Below are 20,799 nucleotides of genomic sequence, written 5' to 3' on the forward strand. Positions count from 1 at the left end.
CGGCTGTCGCATGCCCACCCGTAGTGAGACGTACGTAACAGCTGTCTTCCACCTAAACATAAGATGTTTAGGGCGTCAAGGTGGGCGAAAATCGGACAAAGCGGCGGCAATCTGCGAACAGTTCAGGTTAAATATCTGATGTATGCGGTGGTACTGCCCGATGCCAGTCGGTCACCGACTGATAGCGGTCACCCACGCCGAACAGTGCACCCTCACGGTGCGCAGCAGCGGTCAGCTGCGCTCCCACCGGCATGCCCGAGGACGGGTGGAACCCGACAGGCAGAGCCAGCGTCGGGCCGTCGTGCAACGACCACGGGTACGTGAATTGTCCCATCCGGCGCGAGAGCGCGACAACGTCGTCGCCCCCGTCCCTCGGGGGAACATCGACGGGCATGGCCGGGGTCAGCACCGCGTCGACAATCTCGAACGTGGCGGTCATGGCCTGACGGAACCGATCGAGGCCGGTGAGTGCACGGGCGCGGTCCGAGTCGGAGATGCTCAGGCCCAACCTTATTCGCTCATAGGTCGCGGGTTGGAAACGGGAGGGCTCGGTGTCGAGCCGGTGCCGATGGCGGCGAGCGAGGTCGCTGTAGACAATCGTGTAGACGATGTCCTGGGCATCGGCGGCATGCCCCAGCTCGATGGGGACGATCTCGTACCCCAGCTCGGCGAACGTGCGCACCGCGGTTGCAACGGTCTGCGCGACGCCCGGATCCACGTCCGCGGTGAGGAAGACGGTCGGGACACCGATGCGTGTCACGGCGAGCAATTCGGAGGGGCTGGGGGACAGGACGTCGAACAGCGCCTCGACCTCTGCGACCGACCTTGCCATCGGGCCGACGGTGTCGAATTGCTCGCTCACCGGGAACACGCCGTCGTTGCTGATCGATCCCCAACTGGGGCGTAGACCGGAGATTCCGCACGCCGCGGCGGGGAGGCGCACCGACCCGCCGGTGTCGGTGCCCAGGGACGCGTCGACCGATCCGGCGGCGACGGCAATCCCTGAGCCGCCACTCGATCCGCCGGGCACCCGAGCGGTATTCCACGGGTTGTAGGACGGGCCGGCAGCCGAGTTCTGTGAGGTCACGCCGACGGCGAACTCGGCCATGTTCAGTTTCGCGACCACCGACCAGCCTGCGCGCCGCAGGCGGGTGACGACCTCAGCATCAGTGTCGGCGACGTTGTGCTCGAAGAACTCCGACGCGCAGGTGGTCTCGACGCCGGCCACGTCGATGTTGTCTTTGACGCCGATGCGCAGGCCGGACAGGGGCCCCGGGGTGTCGTTCCGGTCGTCGATCCACCGGACGACACCGCCGAAGGTCCCGTCCTCGATCAGGCTGCGCTCCGGGCGCGCAACTCGGCCGTCGCGTCCTCGTCTACCGTCCACGAATCGGTGTTCACGACCACACCGTAGTCGCGTCGAGCATCGTCCTCGGTGAGGTACTCGTCCCAGACGTCGCTGAGCACCTGGAAGGGATCACGCTCGAACGGGTTTCCGAATCCACCGCCCGAGGGGAGCTTGATCTCCAGCGTCTCACCGGAACGAATCGTCTCCTGAGTGACCTTGGAGTACAACACTTCCTCGCGGTCGGTCCCGGCGTTCCTGGTGAACGAGCCGGACACACCGTTGTGACCACCGAGGGCTCCGGCCGGAGGATCCGACCGGTTGTCGGCCTCGGAACCGAGGAACGTATCGGTCTCCATCAACCACTTGCGCACACTGCCGATACCGCCGCGCCACTTCCCTGGTGCGGGAGCCTCGTCGCGCAGCTCGTACCGCAACGCACGCATCGCGTGGTTGAGCTCGAGCTCCTCGATCGGGTTGTTGCGAGTGTTGGCCATCAGGGCGTCGACGGCGTCCATACCGTCCTTGCCGTTGCGGCCGCCGTAGGAGCCCTCGTTGATTTCGATGTAGACCCAATATGATTCGCCGTCCGGCGCGATACCGGAATACGCGATGGCGCACAGAGCGGCGGACGACCCCGCGATCGCGTGGTCCGGAAGCACCGGGGCCAGAGCGAGATTGATCGAGTCGAACACCCGGTTCACCTGCGAGAACCGCGCGAAGCACGATGCGGGGAAGTCCGGATTGAAGATCGTCCCCTCGGGGGCATAGGCCTTGACGGGCCGGAAGCACCCGTCGTTCTGGGGAACGAACTCCTCGGTCAGGTCCTCGTCGAGCAGAATCGTGCGAATGGCCGAGACGGCCACCGGCAGAACCGAACCCTCGAACGGGACGTTGAACGCGGTGGGGACCTGGCTGTTGGATCCGGTGAGGTCGATGAGAATGTCCTCGCCCTCGACCTGCACCCGCACGGCCACCTTGAGCGGTTCGTCGCGGTTCTTGCCATCGTCGTCGAGGTAGCCGATGGGTGCGGTGTAGCTGCCGTCGGGAATCTCGCGAATCTTTTTGCGCAGCATGGACTCGGAGTAGTCCATCCAGCGTTCGCCCGCGCTCATGACGGTGTCGAGGCCGTACTTCTCGAGCAGCTCGGTGAATCGTTTCTCGCCGATGCGCGAGCACGCGATCAATGCTTCGAGGTCGCCGCGGTTCTGCTCCGGGGTACGGACGTTGTCGAGGATGTGCTGAATCAGGTAGTCGTTGCGGACCCCGGCCTCGTAGATCTTCATCGAGTCCATCAGCTTGCCCTCGGCCCACACATCGACGACGTCCATGCACAGGCCGGGGAAGTTGCCGCCGACGTCGGACACGTGCCCGGTACATCCGGCGAACCCGATGTGCTCGCCCTGCCAGAAGATCGGAATGATCACGCCGTAATCGGGGGAGTGAGCCGCTCCGTGGTACGGATGATTGTGCAGCACCACGTCTCCGGGCTTGTACGTTCCGGCGAGGCGACGGTTGACGCCCTTGATGTAGGCGGGAATCGAACCACAGTGCATCGGAGTCGAATCCGATTCGCACAGCTCACGTCCGTTGATGTCGAAGATGCCCGCGCCGAGGTCCTCGGACTCGCGGATGAGCGACGAGTACGCCATGCGGTAGAGCACCTGGGCCATCTCTTTGGCCATCGACTGCAGGGCTCCGCCGATGACGCGCAGCGTGATGGGATCGACCTCGACGTCGTTCCAGGTTCGAGTGGATTCGCCGGCCAGTGACACTCCGGTGGTGGGCATCAGCGCCTTGCTCATGCGGGGTTCCTCTCGATGATGATGTGGCCGACGGCGTCGACGGTGGCATGCTGATTCATGCCGATGATCGTGGTGGAATCGAACTGCTCGACGATTGCCGGACCGTCGATCTCGTTGTTCGCCAACAACAACGACCGCTCGTAGACCGGGGTGTCCACCCACTGCGGCGCGGACGTCTCGTCCTGCCAGAACAGTGCCTTTGTGGTCGTCTTGATCGCGGCCGAGGAGTCGGCGGAGCCCACGGCGATGTCGGCGATCTGCACGTGCGGGACCGCACCCACGCCGGTGACGCGGACGTTGATCAGCTGTACGGGCTTGTCGTCGAACCGCTGAGAGTAGGTACGTCCGTGCACGTCGTGGAACGCCTCGGCGACGGTCTTGACCCACACATCGTCGATGTTGCCGTCCGGCGCGGCGACGCGGAGTTCGTAGCCCTGGCCGACGTAACGGCAGTCGACGCTGCGTTCGAGCGAAATGTTCTCGGCTGCAACGCCGTCCTTCTCGAGCTGCGCGACGGCGAGGGCGGACAGACGCTCGACCTGCTCCTGCAGCAGTTCGATGTTCGGGTCCGCAGACGACGTCCACACCGTCGTCGGCTCCTCGTAGCGGATGTCGGTGGTGAGCAGGCCGACGGCGGAGGTGATGCCGGGGTGACCGGGCACGATCACGCGCGGGATGCCGAGCTGGTCGGCGATCTGCCAGGCGAACAGCGGACCGGCACCGCCCTCGGCGATCAGTGAGAAGTCGCGCGGGTCATAGCCTTTGCGCACCGAGTGCAGGCTGATCGCCTCGGTCATGGAATGGGCGAGGATCTTGAAGATGCCCATCGCGGCGTCGTCGAGCGGGGTGTCGAGCTTGTCGGCGATGTGAGTCTGAATCGCTCCGCGCGCCAGCTCGGGCTTGACCTCCATGGTTCCGGACAGGAAGCTCTTCTCGCGCAGCCATCCCATCATCACCATGGCATCGGTGGAGGTCGGTTCGGTGCCGCCGTGTCCGTAACAGGCGGGACCGGGAACGGCACCCGCACTGCGTGGTCCGACGCGGAACATGCCCCCGTCGTCGACCACGGCGATGGAACCGCCGCCGGCACCGATGGTGTCGACCTCGGCCATCGGCACCATCGCGTGGTAGTCACCGATTCGGGTGTCGAGCAGATGCTTCATCCGCAGCGCGCCGTCCGGGGCCACGCCGACATCCGCGGAGGTGCCACCGACATCGAGGGTGATGACGCTGGGGTACCCGGACGCCTTGCCGATGGCGCAGCCACCGAGCAGGCCGGCGACCACACCGCTGGTCAAGAGTGAGACCGGGATTTCGCTGGCGCTGCGAGAGGTGACGAGCCCGCCGGCCGAGGTCATCAGGTGCACGTCCTCACCGACCTGTGCAGCTTTGGCCTTACCGGCCAGATTCTCGATGTACTTCGAGGTCTTCGGTCCGATGAACGCGTTGAGCGCTGCGGTCGAAAAGCGTTCGTACTCGCGGTATTGCGGAGCCACCTCGCTGGACAGGGAGATGAAGACGCCGGGAAACTCTTCTTCGATGATGGCTCGCACGCGCTGCTCGTGCGTGGGGTTGCGGTACGCGTGCAGGAATGCGACGGCGATGGCCTGCACGCCTCGCTCACGCAGCAGTCGAACCTGTTCGCGTACAGCATCTTCGTCGAGTGGGGTGAGAATATTTCCTGCGGCATCGATGCGTTCGGGGACCACCCGACGGTTGCGTCGCGGCACGAGCTGCCACTTCTGCCACGGAAGATCCTGGTAGTTCGAGTAATTGAGAGGACGCTTCTTGCGCGCGATGTGCAGCAGGTCGCGGAAGCCCTCGGTGGTGATCATGCCAACGTCGCAGCCGTTGTGTTCGAGCACGATGTTGGTGGCCACGGTGGTGCCATGGAAGAACATGTCGATTTCGGACGGGTCGATCCCTGCGCGTTCGGCGAGAACTTTGATGCCGTCCATCGTGCCGATCGAGGGGTCGTGGTTGGTGGACGGGGTCTTGTGCACGACGACCGTGCCGTCGTCGTCCCACAGGACGAGGTCGGTGAACGTGCCGCCGACGTCGACTCCAATGCGTTTCATGCTGCGTCCGTTCTGTCGGTGCCCGAGGGGAGCGGAAAGGCGTGCTCCGCGTGTCCTACGAAGTCGTGGGGTCACTGCTGAGGTGACATGAGTCATAGTGCTGATGATCGACGGGAAAAGCAATACCTCTGATGTATTGCGTCGGCTTTGTCCAAATATTGGCCTGGATCAGGGCCGGTATGCGCATTTTCTTGCTAAAAAGCGGATGTATCGTCCGTCGTGATCTCTGCGTCTAGAGGCAGCGGCCAGGCTAAGCTCGAGCCGACCGGTCAGTAGAAACAGTCGAGCGACATCAGGGGGAAGACGTGGCCCAATCGGCTCCGCTCAAGGCGACCGCCAAGAGTGTCCCCGCGTATGCGGTTCTCGCCGGCCATCTTCGGAGCCGCATCCTCTCCGGTGAGCTGCAGCCAGGGGAGCGGCTACCCGGCGAAGCCGAGCTCACGGCCGAATTCGGCGTCGGGCGTAGCACCATCCGTGAAGCACTTCGTTCCTTGGCCAGTCAGAACCTGATCGAGACGACCAGGGGAGTGACCGGTGGAAGCTTCGTCGCCGTCCCCAGCGTCGGACACATCAGCGAGCATCTGGAAACCGGTGTCGCTCTGATGGCCGCCGCGGAGACTGTCACCGTCGACCAGCTCATGGAAGTGCGCAACCTGATGGAGGTTCCGGCGGCGGGCATTGCCGCGTTCCGCCGCACCGATGAGCACCTCGAGCAGCTCAACGCGACGATTTTCGACCCCAACGAACTGCAGGGGCCCGAGACTTTCGCCAAGAACCAGGAATTCCACCTCGTCTTGCTGCGCGCAGCCCACAATCCCCTGCTCGAGCTCATCACCGCTCCTGTTTTCCGTGTCCTGTCCGGCCGATTCGGCCGCGACCACGCGCCCGAGGGCTTCTGGCAGTGCGTGGACAGCGACCACCGGGGACTGCTCGACGTGGTGCAGGCCGGTGATTCGATGGCCGCGATGGACTTGATGCGTAAGCATCTCGACCACCTCGGCGACTCGTACCGTCAGATGGATCGACTCCGCAACACCTAAACATCTGCTCTTTATCGAGTCGATTCACGCGAAGCTTGCTGATTACCGGTTTTCTCGAACCCTTGACGCCGTAAACATCTGATGTTTATGGTCTAGGTAAGGCACTCGCCAAACCGACACGAGGAGACACGGTGGCAATCCATCCGGCCGTTCTGGGGCGCTTCTTCGACGACTACACCGTGGGGGACGTCTACCAACATCCCTTCGGGCGGACGATCTCGGAGACCGACAACACGTGGATCACGCTGCTGTCGCTCAACACCAACCAGAACCACTTCAACGCGCATCTGGCGTCGCAGAATCCCATCACCGATGGGAAGGTCATCGTCAACTCCGGCTTCACAGTCTCTGTGGTACTGGGACTTTCGGTGATCGACATGAGCCAGAACGCGATCTCGAACCTCGCCTTCACCGACATCAAGATGTCGCACCCGGTCTACGCAGGCGACACGCTCTACGCCGAAAGCATCTGCACCGGACTGCGCAAATCCGAGTCCAGGCCTTACGCCGGCATCGTCTCGATGATCACCCGCGGCCTCAATCAGGATGGCGTCGAAGTCATTTCATGGAAGCGCTCGGTCATGGTCGCCACCCGCGACAGTGGCATCGGGCAGAACTACTTCCCCGAAGCGCAGAACGGCCCGCTCGAACTCCCGGCGGACCTTGAACTACAGACGAAAGATTCCGACGCATGAGGCCACTCGAAGACGTCCGCATCATCTCCCTCGAGCAGTACGGCGCAGGCCCATTCGGTAGCTTGCACCTCGCAGATCTGGGCGCAGATGTCATCAAGATCGAGGACCCCAGCGTCGGCGGCGACGTCGGACGCTACGTCCCGCCCTACAACGAGGGCGAAGACTCGCTGTTCTTCGAGAGCTTCAACCGCAACAAACGCTCTCTCTCACTGGACCTTTCGACCCCAAGTGGGCGAGCGGTATTTGAGGACCTCGTCCGCACCAGCGACGCCGTCTACTCCAACCTCCGCGGTGACGTGCCGGAAAAGATCGGCATCACCTACGACCAGCTCAAGCACCTCAATCCCGCGATCGTGTGCTGCAGCCTCACCGGCTTCGGTATGACCGGCCCTCGCGCGAAAGAGCCTGGCTACGACTACATTCTGCAAGGCCTCGCCGGCTGGATGAGCGTGACCGGCGATCCCGACGGCCCGCCCACGAAATCCGGTCTGTCGCTGGTCGATTACTCCGGTGGATTCGTCGCCGCGATCTCGCTGCTCTCGGGATTGCACGCTGCCCGACGCGACGGCATCGGCGGTGACTGCGACGTCTCGTTGTACGACACAGCGATGTCGCTGCTCACCTATCCCGCGACGTGGCATCTCAACGCCGGCTTCGAGCCGATCCGCACGAAGAACTCCGCTCACCCGTCCCTGGTTCCGTTCCAGGCCTTCGAGGCAACGGACGGCTGGCTCATCGTCGGCTGCGCGAAGGAGAAGTTCTGGGACCGGCTCGTCGTCGCCATCGACCGCCCGGACCTCGGTGCCGATCCACGGTTCACCAACTTCTCGCTGCGTGGCAAGAACCAGGACGTGCTGCTGCCGATCCTGGAAGAGGTGTTCGCTACTAATACCGTCGAGCACTGGCTCTCGAAGCTCGGCCCGGCCGGGGTGCCTACCGGTCCGATCAATGACGTCGAGCACGCGCTGACCGAACCACACACGCTCGCACGCAATCTTGTGGTCGAGACCGAGCACCCGGTGTACAACACCGTGCGTCAGGTCGCCTCACCGGTGAACTTCGGTTCCGAGGCCAAGCAGTACCGCCGAGCACCGCAGCGCAACGAGCACTTCGACGACATCGTGCGCGACCAACTGGGCTACGACGACGAACGCGTCGCGAAACTGAAGGCGGAGGGAGCCTTCGGTACGGCGAAAGATGAGGTGCGGGCGTGACCTCGACGATCCTGGCGGAGTGGGCATCGGGTGTCACCGTCGCCGATCTGTCCGAGGAGGTTCGGCACGCGGCCGCGCGTCACCTACTCGACGGCGTCGGTAATACCGTTGCGGCCCAACGCCTCGGCTACGGCCGACCGGGCTGGACAGTGGCCGACGCTCTCGGCGGACCACCGGAGGCGCGGCCTCTCACCGGCACCCGAGGCCTGTCCGCGCCGGCAGCCGCCTTCGCGACCGGGGTGATGCTGCACTCCCTGGACTTCGATGACACGCATGCGGGCGCATTGGTTCACGCGACGGCCGTATCTCTTCCTGCGGCATTCGCCGTCGGACAGCAGGTATCGGCCTCGGGTGCAGATGTGCTGACCGCCGCAGCTCTCGGGCTCGAAACCGCCTGCCGCCTCGGCGAAGTCAGCCCGCACGGATTTCACGCTCGGGGTGTGCATGCCACGGCAGCGGTAGGGCCGTTGACAGCCGCACTCGTCGCCGGACACCTCTCGAAGTTCGACACCGAGACGTTGGTGAACGCCCTGGGGATCGCCGGGTCGTCGAGTTCGGGTCTGCTCGAGTTTCTCGATACCGACGCCGACACCAAGGCGCTGCATCCCGGATCGGCCAGCATGAACGGTGTGCTTGCCGCCCGGCTCTCGGCCGCCGGTGCCACCGGCCCGTCCTCAGTCCTCGAAGGTCGACGCGGAATCTACGCTGCGTTGACCGACCGGCCGACGAACTTCGCGGCACTGACGGAGGGACTCGGCACGCGGTGGGAAGCCACCCGGATCGGCATCAAGCCGTACCCCAGTTGCCAACTGATGCACGTGACGCTCGATGCGGTGTCGGAGGCGCTCGGCGACGACGCAGTTCAGGCCAGTGATGTCGACGACATCGAGGTGTTCGTTCACCCCGATTCGAGTCCGTTCGTCTGCGGACCCAACACCGGGGTCGCGTCACCGCGCAGTACCTACGACGGCAAGTTCGATCTGCCGTGGAGTGTGGCGGCACTGCTGCACGACGGAGCGATCACCGTCTCGACCTACACCGACGGATCAATCGCACGCGAGGACGTTCTCGTCACCGCCCGCAAGGTCCGGGTGACGAACCTACCGTCTGAGGTTCCCGCGGCGGCCGCGTCGGGCAGGGCGGTTCTCACCCTCACCGACGGCCGGGTGCTCGACGCCTCCGTCGGCGGCAGCCAAGGCTCCGCCGGGTTCCCGCTCAGCGACGACCGTCTGCTGGAGAAGTTTCTCGGCAACTGCGGAAACGACTCTCGCGCCAACGAGCTGGCCGACCGCGTCCTCGGGTTGGTCGACGAAACCGACCTGACCGCCATCCTCGACCTCGCCGCAGCCATCGCGCCGGCACCGTGACACTTCGATCGACGACACCCCAATCGACAGGACATCATCATGGACTTCACGTATGACGAACAGCAGATGGCATTCCGGAAAGCGTTGCGCATCTTCGTCGACAAGGAAATCATCCCGGTCGCGAACGAATGGGAGAAGACGGGGCGATACCCCACCGAGATCGTCGAACACATGAAGGCCATGGGACTGTTCGGGATCACGACGCCGGAGGAGTACGGCGGTCTCGACCTCGACAAGGTCTCGTTCACCCTCGTCTACGAGGAGCTCGCCCGAGGATGGATGGGCGTAGCCGGAATTCTCGGCAGCCACAACCTGTCGTGCTGGATGATCGGCAAGCACGGCACCGAGGAGCAGAAGAAGACTCTGCTGCCCAAGCTCGCGTCCGGCGAATGGCGAACGGGCGTCGGTCTCACCGAGCCCGGTGCCGGAACCGACCTGCAAGGCATCAAGACCACTGCGAAGCGCGACGGCGACCACTACGTCGTCAACGGTGCGAAGACATGGATCACCAACGCACGCCACGCGAATGTGCTTCCGGTACTGGTCAAGACCGACACCACCACGACTCCCGCGCACAAGGGAATGTCGTTGCTGCTGATCGACACCAGCACCGACGGGTTCGAGGTGCAGCGCGACATGGGCAAGCTCGGTTACAAGGGCACCGAATCGTGTGAGATCACCTTCACCGATGTGCGCGTCCCCGTCGATGCTCTTCTCGGTGGTGTGGAGGGCCGTGGCCTGCAGCAAGCACTGTCGGGGCTCGAGATCGGTCGCCTCAACATCGCCGGACGCAGTGTCGGCATCGCGCAGGCTGCCTACGACGCCGCCCTCGAATACGCGAAGCAGCGCACTGCATTCGGTCAGCCTATCGCCGAGTTCCAGGCCATCCAGCTCAAGATTGCCGACATCGCAACCCAGCTCCAGGCTGCACGGTTGATGACGTACTGGGCTGCATCACAGGCAGATTCGGGTAAGCGCGTGGACATGGAGGCCGGCATGGCGAAGTACTTCGCCTCCGAAGCCGCCATCACCGCCAGCCTCGAAGCCATGCGCATTCACGGTGGGTACGGCTACTCCACCGAGTTCGTCGTCGAGCGCCTCTACCGCGACGCCCCGTTGATGGCCATCGGGGAGGGAACCAACGACATCATGCGCACCGTCATCGCGAAGTCCCTCGTCGCGGGTACGGGAGTCATCGGATGAAGTCGGCTCTGACGTACCTCTACGTTCCCGGGGACGTGCCGGAGCGGTTCGACAAGGCACTGAACTCTGGAACTGATGCGGTGGTGTTGGATCTCGAGGATGCGGTCACCGCGGCGAACAAGGATCATGCTCGTGCGACGGTGGCTGCGTGGGTGGCTGCCTGCGATCCGGGTGACGTGCAGATTTGGGTGCGCGTCAATCCTGGGGCGTTGCAGGAGGATGATATTCGCGCGGTGATGCACCCGAACCTGACTGGTTTCTGGCTGCCGAAGGTGTCGTCTGCTCGCGAGGTCGAGCAGGCCGATGCTCTTTTGAATGGCAGTTGCGCGGTGGTGTCGCCCCTCATCGAGACGGCCGCCGGAGTGTTCGCCGCTCTTGAGATTGCCCGTGCGCCTCGGGTGCGGTTCCTTCAGATCGGGGAGGTGGACCTCGCTGCCGATCTGGGTGTCGACGGCTCGGCGGAGTCACTGTCGTTCGTGCGCGCTCAGGTGGTCGCAGCCAGCGTGGCGGCGGGGATCGATCCGCCGCCTGCTGCGGTGTCGCGGAACTTCCGCGATGCCGATGCATTCGAGGCCGATACCCGCACTCTGGCCGGTCTCGGCTTTGTCGGTCGTGCGTGTATTCATCCGGCTCAACTCGCTCCTGTACGAACGGTGTTCGTGCCCTCCGAGTTGGAAGTACGCGAAGCCGAGCAACTGCTGGCCGACTTGGAACGTGCCGAGTCCGGTGTGGCCGTCGACCGCAAGGGATTCCTGATCGACGAAGCCGTTGCCCGAACTGCTCGACGAGTGGTGGAGCGAGGTGCTGCGCGGGAGACGATCAGTACCTGACGTCAGCCGAAGGCGATGCGAAGCCCGACGTAGCCCTACAAGCGGTCAGGTTGAAGTTGCTCGCCTAACCGCCGCCGAACCGTTGTTCCGACCTCCGCCAGCGCTCGAGTTCAAGGACCGAGTGTCCGTTTGCCGATCGCGGCGCTCAGTGCGTCGAGCTCGGCCAGAACGTCGGTCGCCGCCCATATCTGGTTTCGCTTGCTCGTGGAGATCAACTCCAAGATGCCTGCCTCGGTCAGTCGACCAAGTGCGCGATACGCGCTGACATCGGTTGTTCCGGTGATCTCTGTCGCCATGTCTGCGTTAAGGATCGGCACCTCCAGCAGTCGGGCAAGCAGAGCTTCGTCAGCAGAATTGGCGCGAGGTTTTGCTACGTGTTTCCACGCACCCGGCAGCTCCGAGAGAGCGTGCGCCGACTCCGCTGACGCTTCGCTTGCGTGCACAGCGGCTGAAGCCAGATAGTGGACGAACTCGTCCGCCTGTCCACTGCGGTACCCCGTCAAGAAGGAGAAGTACCGAGTCGTGTCGGCGAGCATCGCCGAGGCCAGGGGAACGGTGATTCGACGAGTCAGGCCGCGTCGGCGCAATACCGCGCTGATCAATGCGCGTCCGATTCGGCCATTGCCGTCGGTGAACGGGTGGATGGACTCGAACTGTGCGTGAGCGATCGCGGCCTGCGCGATGATCGGCATGTCCGTGCGGTTCGCGAACACCAGCAAGTCGTCCATCAGTTCAGGGACGAGATCCGGCGGCGGTGGAACGTACAGCGCATTGATGGGTGTGTAGTCGCTGCCACCGATCCAATTCTGAACATCGCGTAGTGCGCCACTGTCTTTCGCAGTGTAGAAATCGGGAGCCATGAGAAGTCGGTGTGCGTCGAGGAAGGTGTCGAGCGACATCGGTCCACGGCCTGCAGCGTCGACCATCGTGCTCAGCGCGTGAACTGCGGCAAGTTGAGACTTGGCATCGGCGCTCGCCTTGCCCCCGGCCAATGCGCGACCGAACGCATGCCAACCGGCGTCGACACTCTCGATTTTGGATGACGCCACGGATTCGCTTCGGAGCAAGAAATCTGCGAGCGGCGCGAGGTGCTCTCCGAATCCTGCTTCGAGACGAGCTACCGCAATGATCGCAGCTTCCTGCGCCTGAGCGGCCTCGTTGGACGGCGAAAAGACCAGGTCTTTGATCGCAGGAGGGATCGACACCTCGATTTGACCAAGCGTGCGGTCGGCCTTCGAGCCTTGGCGATGTCGAGGCTGCCATTTCTTGGTTGTACGGGCATGTGGAGGCCACGGCATACCAACGCCTCCTTCGCGAAAATACGGCAATGACCATCTTAATGTACTTTGATGTACTTAAGTGTAGTCAAGAACGGCGTAGTTTGCGTTGACGAAGCGGCACAGGCCAAATGGGAACCCATTCCGCCCGAGCGCCGTCGTGCCTGGTACCAGACATTGCTGAGCTATCCGCCGATATGGTTCGGAGTATTTCCGATGCTCGAGACCCGAAGGCTGGTACTCGAAGGCGGATACGCGAACAGTGAGTCCTGGATCGACCTTGCGAAACGTGCTGAAGCAGTGGGCTTCACACCGCAGACGTGGCTGATCATTCGGCAGACCCTCGAGCTGGCCTACTCGAAGGATCGGTTCCCGTCGCATCCTGAGAACATGCCCAAGCGGCATGGAAACGGTGGCGTGGAGACGGTGGTGGTCGACCCCGAGGACTTTTCCGAGTGGCCAATGGCTGTTCGAGGCGGGGTATCGCGCGGGCGAGGCGACATGGCAGGCGCTGTCTCGCTGAAGCAGTCCACCAGGCCTTCGATAGGGCCGGCCTGTCAGTGGAACCGGCACGATCCCTACTGCGTCTGATCCTGTGGGGCGGCGATCTGGCCGCGTCGGGGAGTGTCGGGCGGTCTCGGATTCGGTGCGGCAGTCGCCGCGGGTGCTCTCATCGGCACCGTGATTCCAGTGCCGGGAGTCGGGACTCTCGTCGGTGCGGCCGGCGGGGCGATCGTCGGCATCTTTACTTCCGGCGCTGTCGACACCCTGTACACAGAAGGTTTGGGTAGCGTCGGCGACGCGATCAACGATGGTGCTGCGGCAGTTGCCGACACGGGATCAGCAATCGGGGAATTGGCGACGGGGGCGTGGGATGCGATTTTCTGACGTGCGGCCCCGCGAATTGCGGCGCTGGGTGGCATCACCGGGGTCGATGATCGCGCGAAGCGCGATCTTCGGGTTCGCGGCGCTGATTGCTCTGTACTTGTGCGTGGTGAGCGTCATGGAGGGAATGGTCGGTTAAGCGCTGTCGACTCTTGGATTCGCTGTGTTTTGCGTCAGCACAGCGGCTTTCGCGTGGACCAACGTGCGGTCGCTCAAGACAGGCTCTGACGTCCGGCGATGGGTGCAGGGATCGACCGTGCGCTACAACCCGGTGGCCTTGCGGTTGCTCGTCGTAATAGTCAGCTCTTTGTCGACCTGCACGATCGCGTTGGGTTTCACCTCGGGTGGGGCAGGATGGCTCCTAGCGGTAATGGGATTGTCGATGGCCTCGTTCCTTATTCCAATCCTGCTGCGCAGAATTCGCAGTGGCTACCTCGAGCTCTCGGACGACGGTATTCGCCACCGCGGCTGGGCATTCGACCTCCTGGTGCCATGGGTGGACATCAGAGACACTGCTGTGGTCATGGAGTCGTACCCGATGGTTCTGATCAGGGTCGACGAGTTGGCGAAGATGAACCGGCGCTTCACAACCTTGCTCTGGAGAATCGAACTCATGCCGAAAGGCCAATACATCGAACTCGACTGCAGACGCTTCGACATCCACCCGGTCGCGTTGGAACAATGGATTCGGTTCTACATCGACAACCCGGAGGCCCGAGTCGAACTTGAAACCGATGCAGCGGCAAAGAGGTTGACGAGCGTCGATGAATAGTGCGCATGGCAGACACTCGACCGGCCCGGTGCCGCGCTGACGTCAGCCGAAGGCGATGCGAAGCCCGACGCTCGCCGTGGCCCCACCGGCGCTGAGGATGAAGTTGTGCCGTCCTTCGTCGCGGAACACCATCTGCATCGGCAGGAACCAGAATCGATTCTCGCCGGTGAAACCGGCACCGGGGATCTTCAGGCCACGCTGATTCACGATGTGCTCGCCGTTCGCGTCGAGCACTTCGAGAGTCGCGGGAAAGTCCTTACCGATGTCGTCGGGTCCCGTCTGTAGTAGCGCGACCAGCCGGCATTCGAGCATGCGGGTGTCGCGAGGAACCGTGCACGAATCCCAGACACCGCCGAGAATGTCGAGCATGTCGTTGGAGGCTCGCGCGTACTCGGCGAAGAACAACCCGGTGATGTTCATCGGCTTCGCCTACCTCCTTCGATCGACACTGGCTTCGGAGTGTTCGCGACACACGGGGTCAGCAGTCGCGTCCACAACCCTAAGCGGTGGGTTCGTGTTCGGCTGCGCTGCTCATGCCTCTTCGCCGATGTCTTCGAGCCACAGGCCCGGTCGCTCTGCCAACATGCGTTCCATCAGTCGCACACATTCAGCGTCGTCGAGGACGTCGACCTCAACCCCATGTTCGCGTAGCAAGCTTTCCGACTTCTCGAACGAGCGGTTCTCGCCGATGACGATCCGAGGAATTTCGTACAGCAGAGCGGTTCCCGCGCACATGAAGCACGGGGACAACGTGGTGTAGAGGACAGAGTTGCGATACACCGAAGCCTGCAGCCGACCCGCTCGCTCGATACAGTCGGTTTCTCCATGGCGAATTGCGCTGTCCATCTGCACGCGGCGGTTCCGGCCCACAGCGAGCACGTCACCGTCGTGGACGAGTGCCGCGCCGATCGGAACGCCGCCTTCTTCCCAGCCGATCTGTGCTTGCTCCAGTGCGAGTCCGAGGAAGTACTCATCGGTGCGTGCGGGATCGGTCAAGGTTCCTCCTAGGTGACAACGAACTGCGAACGTGATCCGTGTCAGTCGACCAGGCGTCGAACAGATTGCCAATGGGCGTGCAGCCTGTTGTCAACGCGGATCGAGCGGCGGCACAGGAATGTCAGATGGATTGTTCAGAGTGATCCTGCAGCCCAGCGCATCCGCCATTGCGATAGCACCATCGAGTTGGACCGAGTCCTTACCGCCTTCGAGAGCTTGGACTGTCGATCGACCAACTCCCGCAAGCAATGCCAGTTCTGCGTGAGTGAGGCGCAATTGATGCCGACGAGCGACGAAGGATTCGGCCAGCTCACTCGAATGCACTCGGGTTCGTCGTCGCGGGGTGGCCACATTTGCTCCTTGTGCTTGCATCTACATGCATAGAGGAGATTACCCGTGGTAATTGTCGTGTGGAACCCGCTTACGCCTGCGTACTGAGGCATAGTGCTCGGTCCGAACATCGAATCATGCGTTTTCGCGCGGAGTTCCCTGCGATACTGAGCCGACATGGCCTGTGCCGAGGGCGGGTCCACGCATTCTCGACCGGTTCGGAGTTGCCATGTCCACGAGAACGTTCATTGCAATCACCGCAATAGCTCTCGCCTGCGTCGGCTGCTCCAGCAACCCCAACGAGACACCGAGCGATGCTGTTTCTGTGACGAGCAGCTCGAGCGCTACTGTCTCGGTATTGCCTAGCTCCACCGTCGTCGCTCCGGCTGCACCTGAGCCGCCGCCCGCTCCTCCGCCCCAACCAGTCACCTACGAGTGCGGAAACTTGGACCTGTATCAATCCGGCACTGCCCTGTACTCAGACGGAACAACAGGGTACGAAGCTGAATGCGACACGTACGTCGCGCCTGCGGCTCCTGAATTGCGATATTGCGATTACGGCGGCACTGCAGTCTTCACCGATGGCTCGTACGCGGTGAACGACCCGAGATGTGCTGCGACCGCGCCGTCGCCCGAGTCCGGCTATCCGTACAACGAGTCCGAAGATCGAAACGGTGATGGTGTCATGAATGGGTATGAGCGGTGCGGAGTTCTGTGTGGAGAGGAACCGACCAGCGGAGGCATACAAACCCAGTATGGCTGCGAGCAGGGCTACATCACCGGTCCGCAGTGTAAATAGAGCGACCCGCGATCGGCATTTTCCGTATTGAGGATCGCCCGTACGGCATAGTGACCACCACTGTCCGACGCGGTCGAAGGTGGAAGCTCTGTGAGGAACGCGCTCAGAAGCGGCAGCGACAAGTGGGTCGTCGTCGATGTCGAGACTTCGGGTCTGAAGGCGTCCCGTGATCGGGTACTCAGCGTGGCCGCTCTGACGGTCGACGAGGACGGACGGGTCGGACGCGAACTGTCGACTCTGGTCAACCCGGGCTGCGATCCCGGTCCGGTGCACATCCACAAACTGACGCCCGAACGACTTGCCGGTGCACCGACGTTCGACATGATCGCCCCGCAACTCATGGATTTGCTGGACGGTCGAACCATGGTCGCGCACAACGCGAGTTTCGACCACGGCTTCTTGAAGCTTGAATCGATGCGTGCGGGCATCGACATGCCGACGAAGCAGCGATTGTGCACCGTGGCATTGTCGAGGCGACTACAACTCGATACGCCCAACCACAAGCTGTCCACCCTCGCAGCGCACTGGAAAGTGTTGCAGTCCAATGCACACGACGCCTACGACGATGCCCGCGTGCTGGCGCAGGTGTTCACCCACAGCGCTCGACTGGCCAGGTCGCTCGAACTTCCCCTTCCCGTCGTCACGTGCACCGAGCGACTGACTCTGTATCCGGATACCGTTCCTCGCACACATTGCACGTGGGAGAACCCTGGTCCTCTTGATGAGGACGGCGGTCTGATTCAGGGCATGCGCGTCGTGATCAGCGGCGACACGCGCATTCCGCGATTGCGTTTGGCCGCTCAGCTCACCGAAGCGGGCCTGGACGTAATGAACTCCGTCAGCCGGTTCACCAGCGTGGTGGTGTGTTCGGATCCCACAACGGAAAGCCGAAAGGTCGAACGGGCTCGCGCCCATGGCCTTCGGATAATCTCGGAGTCGGAGTTGCTCGACTTACTCCGGGATGTGCAGCCAGGAACGCCGAAAGGTACTCGGCCGCAGACCCAGCCGAAGCCACCCGTGCAGCAGCCCGATCCAGTCGCCAAGCCCTGGCAGACAAGAAGGGTCTTGGTCATGGGTGGTTCGCATGCGGAATCCGTACTGATGCGTTCTCGCCTGATCCAACTCGGGGCCACACCGGCTGTGAATCTCAGCGCAGGCGTCACCGACATCCTGATCCTGGACGGTGGCGACGGAGATCCGCGGATGCCGAAGGTGAGAGAACGGGATCTCACAGTGCTGACGCCCGCATCGATCGACCGCGAGCTGAAGATCGAGGAGCCTGCTCCGCTTCCGGCGCGGCGGTCTCGAATCGCCCCGCTGGTGCCGCGTGGTGGTGTCGTCGATCTGGATCCCAGCGTCACCATGCTGACGCTGAACAGTTCGTGGCGAGCCGACGAGTCCGAGCGGGTGGGCGTCGACGTCGTCGCATTCCTGGTCAACGACGACGAATTGGTATCCAGTGACGAGGATTTCGTTTTCTACAACGCTCCGGCTACCTCGGACGGCGCCGTCTCGATGTCCATTGACGGAGACAGTGAACAGGGTGTGCGGATCGATCTGGCACTCGTTCCCGAAGAATGCGCCCGTATCGTCATCGCCGCAGCCATAGACGGCGACAAGACATTCGGCGACGTCGGTGCCGTCTCGGTATCGCTCGATGGAGTCGATTCGACGGTCGCCACGGCAGTGCTCGACGCAGCGACGACCGAACAGTCGATGCTGCTTGCAGAGATCTACCGCCGGGGGAGCCTTTGGCGCTTCCGACCCATCGGTCAGGGCTACGACGACGGATTGGCTGAACTCGCCGTCAGATACGGCGTCGAGGTCGACAGCTAGCTGACCCTCCTCACTTATACGCGCTGTCCACGCGGTGGGCCGCACCGCTGGCATTCGCCGTCTCATAGGTCTCAGACGATCAAGCTGTCAGTGGAGGTGTCTACGCTCGTCACCAATTGATCGGCCGAATGCGTAGGGGGACAACATGGTGGCTCTGTCTGCAGTATCAGCACTGGTAGCGGTTTGCGTGCCGCTCATCGCGACCACTCTGTGGCGAATGCGGGATGAGAATCTCAGCAGCCGCGCGAGGACGCTCGCCAGGGCTTACGAGCGGAAGGAACGGCAATTCGTCTTCGCAGAGAACCTGGAAGCGATGGGTTTGCCCAACGAGGCAGCCAGGTCTCGTTACGACGGACTTTATGCGTTCTACCGGGTCGGTGTGCAATGGAGCTATCGGCAGTCCAATCCGGCCGAGTTCGTAGCCGCCTTCGCCGGAGGGTTGGCCGTTCTCCTGGGTGTCGGCATGGCACTGATAGCTCCTCGGTCGTTACTTACATCGGTCCTCTCAGCCGGCCTGGTCTGCGTAGCCGCGGTGGCTTACGTAGCGTGGGGGTGGTTTGCGTTTCGTGAAGTTCGACGAACCAAGCCTCGAATCGAAGCGTTGGTCACGGATTTCGCATCGGTGTGCGGTTTGAGGGTGTCGCGCTGAGACGCAGCGAACGTCGACGTGGGAGAAGTGTTCTCCTACACCAACTCGATGACCTCCAACGCTCCGTCGGCGTGTGAGCTACGCAGTCGCTTCTTGTCATATTTGCCCACACTCGTTTTCGGAACCTCGTCGATGAAGGTCCAGCGTTCGGGCAACTGCCAATGCGCGACGCGACTGTCGAGGAACTCCTTCAATTCCTCGGCCGTCACCGAGGCACCCTCGCGGACAACGACAGCCACCAGAGGCCGTTCATCCCACTTGGCGTCCGGCACACCGATGACCGCGGCCTCCCGCACGGCCGGGTGTCCCATCACCTGGTTCTCGAGTTCCACCGAGGAAATCCACTCGCCACCGGACTTGATGATGTCCTTGGAGCGATCGGTCAGTCGTAGGTAGCCGCCTTCGGAGATCGTGCCCACGTCGCCGGTCCGCAGCCAGCCGTCGTCGAACTTGTCGTCTGCGTCGGCGCGGTAGTAGCTACCGGTGATCCACGGGCCACGCACCTCGAGTTCGCCGACGGTCTTGCCATCCCACGGCAACACCTCACCGGCATCGCCGACGAGGCGTGCTCGCACTCCGGCCACGAATCTGCCTTGTGTGCAGCGCAAGTCGAACTCGTCCTCCGGAGACAGGCCGGCGTCGGGCTTGCCGGAAGTGCCCAGTGGTGAGGTCTCGGTCATGCCCCACGCCTGCGAGATATGCACGCCGTACTTCTCGTGGAATGCCTTCATCAGACTCGGCGGGCACGCGGCACCGCCGACCACCACGTCACGCAGACTCGACAGATCCGCTGGGTGCTCGTCCAAGTGAGCGAGCAGGGCCTGCCAGATCGTCGGAACCGCGGCCGCCGCCGTCGGATGCAACGTCGACATCATCTCCGCCAACGGAGCCGGCTGTAAAAACCTGTCGGGCATGATCAGCGACGCACCGACCATCAGCGCTGCATAGGGCAAGCCCCACGACATCGCGTGGAACATCGGCACGATGGCCAAGACCTTGTCGGACTGCGCAATCGCCATCGCGTCGGTCATGCAGGCCTGCATCGAATGCAGGTAGATCGAGCGATGCGAATACACGACCCCCTTGGGGTCACCGGTGGTGCCCGAGGTGTAACACATTGCGGCAGCGGATCGTTCGTCGAGCTCGGGCCAGTCGAACTCCTCCGGCTGACCCGCCAGCAGGTCCTCGTAACCCAGCACTTCGATGCCGTCGGGTGCAGTAACCTGCGCCGGGTCGACGCCGACCACGATGAGATGACGGACGGTCTCGAACGTCGGCAGCAAGGGTGTCAGCAGGGGAAGCAGGCTCGCGTCGGCGATGATCACCTGATCCTCGGCATGGTTGACGATGTAGGTGAGCTGCTCGGGGAAGAGTCTAATGTTCAGCGTGTGCAGTACCGCGCCCATCGCAGGAATCGCCATATAGGCCTCCATGTGCGGGGCGTTGTTCCACATGAAGGTTCCGACGCGCTGATCGTCGTCGACGCCGATCGACCGTAGACCGTGCGCCAGTTGCGCTGCCCGCCTGCCCAATTCCCCGAAGGTGACCGTAGTGGGGCCGCCGTCGGTCCAGGTGGTGATCTCGGCCGAGGAGTGAATGGACGTCCCGAATCGAACCAGCTGGCCGATAGACAGTGGGGTGTCCTGCATGGTGCTCTTCATCGATCTCGCTCCTGAAG

19 protein-coding genes are annotated in these 20,799 nt (G+C 63.0%); 11 read left to right on the forward strand and 8 right to left on the reverse strand.

Annotated elements, in window-relative coordinates:
• Positions 1–127: 127 nt before the first annotated feature.
• From ACQR3T_RS25310 to ACQR3T_RS25320, 3 genes are read right to left on the reverse strand one after another with little or no spacing between them, the layout of a single operon-like run.
• Complete coding sequence (locus ACQR3T_RS25310) at positions 128–1,387, reverse strand: amidase (RefSeq protein ID WP_428695322.1); 1,260 nt, start codon at positions 1,385–1,387, stop codon at positions 128–130.
• Positions 1,333–3,150 carry a hydantoinase B/oxoprolinase family protein gene (locus ACQR3T_RS25315; protein WP_037148397.1) on the reverse strand — a complete coding sequence of 606 codons (1,818 nt, stop codon included), beginning with the start codon at positions 3,148–3,150 and terminating at the stop codon, positions 1,333–1,335. The genes ACQR3T_RS25310 and ACQR3T_RS25315 overlap by 55 nt, the downstream gene beginning before the upstream one ends.
• Positions 3,147–5,228: a hydantoinase/oxoprolinase family protein gene (locus ACQR3T_RS25320; RefSeq protein WP_428695323.1), complete on the reverse strand. Its 2,082-nt coding sequence runs from the start codon at positions 5,226–5,228 to the stop codon at positions 3,147–3,149. The genes ACQR3T_RS25315 and ACQR3T_RS25320 overlap by 4 nt, the downstream gene beginning before the upstream one ends.
• A gap of 305 nt (positions 5,229–5,533) precedes the next feature.
• On the opposite strand from ACQR3T_RS25320, the gene ACQR3T_RS25325 reads away from it, so the two are divergent.
• From ACQR3T_RS25325 to ACQR3T_RS25350, 6 genes are all read left to right on the forward strand, one after another.
• On the forward strand, positions 5,534–6,268 hold the full coding sequence (locus ACQR3T_RS25325) for a FadR/GntR family transcriptional regulator (RefSeq protein ID WP_428695324.1): 735 nt from the start codon (positions 5,534–5,536) through the stop codon (positions 6,266–6,268).
• A 131-nt stretch (positions 6,269–6,399) separates the two neighbouring features.
• Positions 6,400–6,963: a MaoC family dehydratase gene (locus tag ACQR3T_RS25330; RefSeq protein WP_428695325.1), complete on the forward strand. Its 564-nt coding sequence runs from the start codon at positions 6,400–6,402 to the stop codon at positions 6,961–6,963.
• Positions 6,960–8,177 (forward strand): CaiB/BaiF CoA transferase family protein, encoded by a 1,218-nt coding sequence (locus ACQR3T_RS25335; protein ID WP_428695326.1) that lies wholly within the window; start codon positions 6,960–6,962, stop codon positions 8,175–8,177. The genes ACQR3T_RS25330 and ACQR3T_RS25335 overlap by 4 nt, the downstream gene beginning before the upstream one ends.
• Complete coding sequence (locus ACQR3T_RS25340) at positions 8,174–9,544, forward strand: MmgE/PrpD family protein (protein ID WP_428695327.1); 1,371 nt, start codon at positions 8,174–8,176, stop codon at positions 9,542–9,544. The genes ACQR3T_RS25335 and ACQR3T_RS25340 overlap by 4 nt, the downstream gene beginning before the upstream one ends.
• 39 nt (positions 9,545–9,583) lie before the next feature.
• Positions 9,584–10,747, forward strand: coding sequence for an acyl-CoA dehydrogenase family protein (locus ACQR3T_RS25345; RefSeq protein WP_428695328.1), 1,164 nt, complete (start codon positions 9,584–9,586; stop codon positions 10,745–10,747).
• Positions 10,744–11,577 carry an HpcH/HpaI aldolase/citrate lyase family protein gene (locus ACQR3T_RS25350; protein ID WP_428695329.1) on the forward strand — a complete coding sequence of 278 codons (834 nt, stop codon included), beginning with the start codon at positions 10,744–10,746 and terminating at the stop codon, positions 11,575–11,577. Before ACQR3T_RS25345 ends, ACQR3T_RS25350 begins: the two co-directional genes overlap by 4 nt.
• Before the next feature lie 110 nt (positions 11,578–11,687).
• On the opposite strand, the gene ACQR3T_RS25355 is transcribed toward ACQR3T_RS25350, so the two are convergent.
• The gene (locus ACQR3T_RS25355; protein ID WP_428695330.1) at positions 11,688–12,875 is read right to left on the reverse strand and encodes a Fic family protein; all 1,188 of its coding nucleotides are present in this window, start codon (positions 12,873–12,875) and stop codon (positions 11,688–11,690) included.
• A 195-nt stretch (positions 12,876–13,070) separates the two neighbouring features.
• Between ACQR3T_RS25355 and ACQR3T_RS25360 the strand changes: the two genes are divergently transcribed.
• The 3 genes from ACQR3T_RS25360 to ACQR3T_RS25370 all read left to right on the forward strand — a co-directional run bounded on the left by ACQR3T_RS25360 (position 13,071) and on the right by ACQR3T_RS25370 (position 14,511).
• Positions 13,071–13,445, forward strand: a complete 375-nt coding sequence (locus ACQR3T_RS25360) for a hypothetical protein (protein ID WP_428695331.1) — start codon at positions 13,071–13,073, stop codon at positions 13,443–13,445.
• A gap of 33 nt (positions 13,446–13,478) precedes the next feature.
• Entirely contained in the window at positions 13,479–13,742 is a 264-nt protein-coding gene (locus ACQR3T_RS25365) for a hypothetical protein (RefSeq protein WP_428695332.1), read from the forward strand.
• A 379-nt stretch (positions 13,743–14,121) separates the two neighbouring features.
• A complete protein-coding gene (locus ACQR3T_RS25370; RefSeq protein ID WP_428695333.1) occupies positions 14,122–14,511 on the forward strand; it encodes a hypothetical protein in 390 nt (129 codons plus the stop codon).
• A 42-nt stretch (positions 14,512–14,553) separates the two neighbouring features.
• Here the strand turns inward: ACQR3T_RS25370 and ACQR3T_RS25375 are convergent, their stop codons facing one another.
• From ACQR3T_RS25375 to ACQR3T_RS25385, 3 genes are all read right to left on the reverse strand, one after another.
• Positions 14,554–14,931, reverse strand: coding sequence for a DUF6941 family protein (locus ACQR3T_RS25375; protein WP_428695334.1), 378 nt, complete (start codon positions 14,929–14,931; stop codon positions 14,554–14,556).
• A 111-nt stretch (positions 14,932–15,042) separates the two neighbouring features.
• Positions 15,043–15,507 carry a nucleoside deaminase gene (locus ACQR3T_RS25380; RefSeq protein WP_428695335.1) on the reverse strand — a complete coding sequence of 155 codons (465 nt, stop codon included), beginning with the start codon at positions 15,505–15,507 and terminating at the stop codon, positions 15,043–15,045.
• A 90-nt stretch (positions 15,508–15,597) separates the two neighbouring features.
• On the reverse strand, positions 15,598–15,858 hold the full coding sequence (locus tag ACQR3T_RS25385) for a helix-turn-helix domain-containing protein (protein ID WP_428695336.1): 261 nt from the start codon (positions 15,856–15,858) through the stop codon (positions 15,598–15,600).
• An 868-nt stretch (positions 15,859–16,726) separates the two neighbouring features.
• Between ACQR3T_RS25385 and ACQR3T_RS25390 the strand changes: the two genes are divergently transcribed.
• Both ACQR3T_RS25390 and ACQR3T_RS25395 read left to right on the forward strand, forming a co-directional pair.
• Positions 16,727–18,472 carry a TerD family protein gene (locus ACQR3T_RS25390; RefSeq protein WP_428695337.1) on the forward strand — a complete coding sequence of 582 codons (1,746 nt, stop codon included), beginning with the start codon at positions 16,727–16,729 and terminating at the stop codon, positions 18,470–18,472.
• 217 nt (positions 18,473–18,689) lie between these two features.
• Positions 18,690–19,121, forward strand: coding sequence for a hypothetical protein (locus ACQR3T_RS25395; protein ID WP_155290836.1), 432 nt, complete (start codon positions 18,690–18,692; stop codon positions 19,119–19,121).
• Positions 19,122–19,156: 35 nt separating this feature from the next.
• Here the strand turns inward: ACQR3T_RS25395 and ACQR3T_RS25400 are convergent, their stop codons facing one another.
• On the reverse strand, positions 19,157–20,782 hold the full coding sequence (locus ACQR3T_RS25400; RefSeq protein ID WP_428695338.1) for a long-chain fatty acid--CoA ligase: 1,626 nt from the start codon (positions 20,780–20,782) through the stop codon (positions 19,157–19,159).
• Positions 20,783–20,799 lie beyond the last annotated feature (17 nt).

The sequence above is a fragment of the Rhodococcus sp. IEGM1428 genome, from assembly GCF_050321865.1.
GTDB lineage: Bacteria > Actinomycetota > Actinomycetes > Mycobacteriales > Mycobacteriaceae > Rhodococcoides.

Excerpts from the sequence above, each read along its gene's own strand:
- ACQR3T_RS25315 (WP_037148397.1), bottom strand. The coding sequence starts at position 3,150 with ATGAGCAAGGCGCTGATGCCCACCACCGGAGTGTCACTGGCCGGCGAA.
- ACQR3T_RS25320 (WP_428695323.1), bottom strand. The coding sequence starts at position 5,228 with ATGAAACGCATTGGAGTCGACGTCGGCGGCACGTTCACCGACCTCGTC.
- ACQR3T_RS25335 (WP_428695326.1), top strand. The coding sequence starts at position 6,960 with ATGAGGCCACTCGAAGACGTCCGCATCATCTCCCTCGAGCAGTACGGC.
- ACQR3T_RS25345 (WP_428695328.1), top strand. The coding sequence starts at position 9,584 with ATGGACTTCACGTATGACGAACAGCAGATGGCATTCCGGAAAGCGTTG.
- ACQR3T_RS25350 (WP_428695329.1), top strand. The coding sequence starts at position 10,744 with ATGAAGTCGGCTCTGACGTACCTCTACGTTCCCGGGGACGTGCCGGAG.
- ACQR3T_RS25355 (WP_428695330.1), bottom strand. The coding sequence starts at position 12,875 with ATGCCGTGGCCTCCACATGCCCGTACAACCAAGAAATGGCAGCCTCGA.
- ACQR3T_RS25360 (WP_428695331.1), top strand. The coding sequence starts at position 13,071 with ATGCTCGAGACCCGAAGGCTGGTACTCGAAGGCGGATACGCGAACAGT.
- ACQR3T_RS25370 (WP_428695333.1), top strand. The coding sequence starts at position 14,122 with ATGGCCTCGTTCCTTATTCCAATCCTGCTGCGCAGAATTCGCAGTGGC.
- ACQR3T_RS25375 (WP_428695334.1), bottom strand. The coding sequence starts at position 14,931 with ATGAACATCACCGGGTTGTTCTTCGCCGAGTACGCGCGAGCCTCCAAC.
- ACQR3T_RS25395 (WP_155290836.1), top strand. The coding sequence starts at position 18,690 with ATGCGGGATGAGAATCTCAGCAGCCGCGCGAGGACGCTCGCCAGGGCT.
- ACQR3T_RS25400 (WP_428695338.1), bottom strand. The coding sequence starts at position 20,782 with ATGAAGAGCACCATGCAGGACACCCCACTGTCTATCGGCCAGCTGGTT.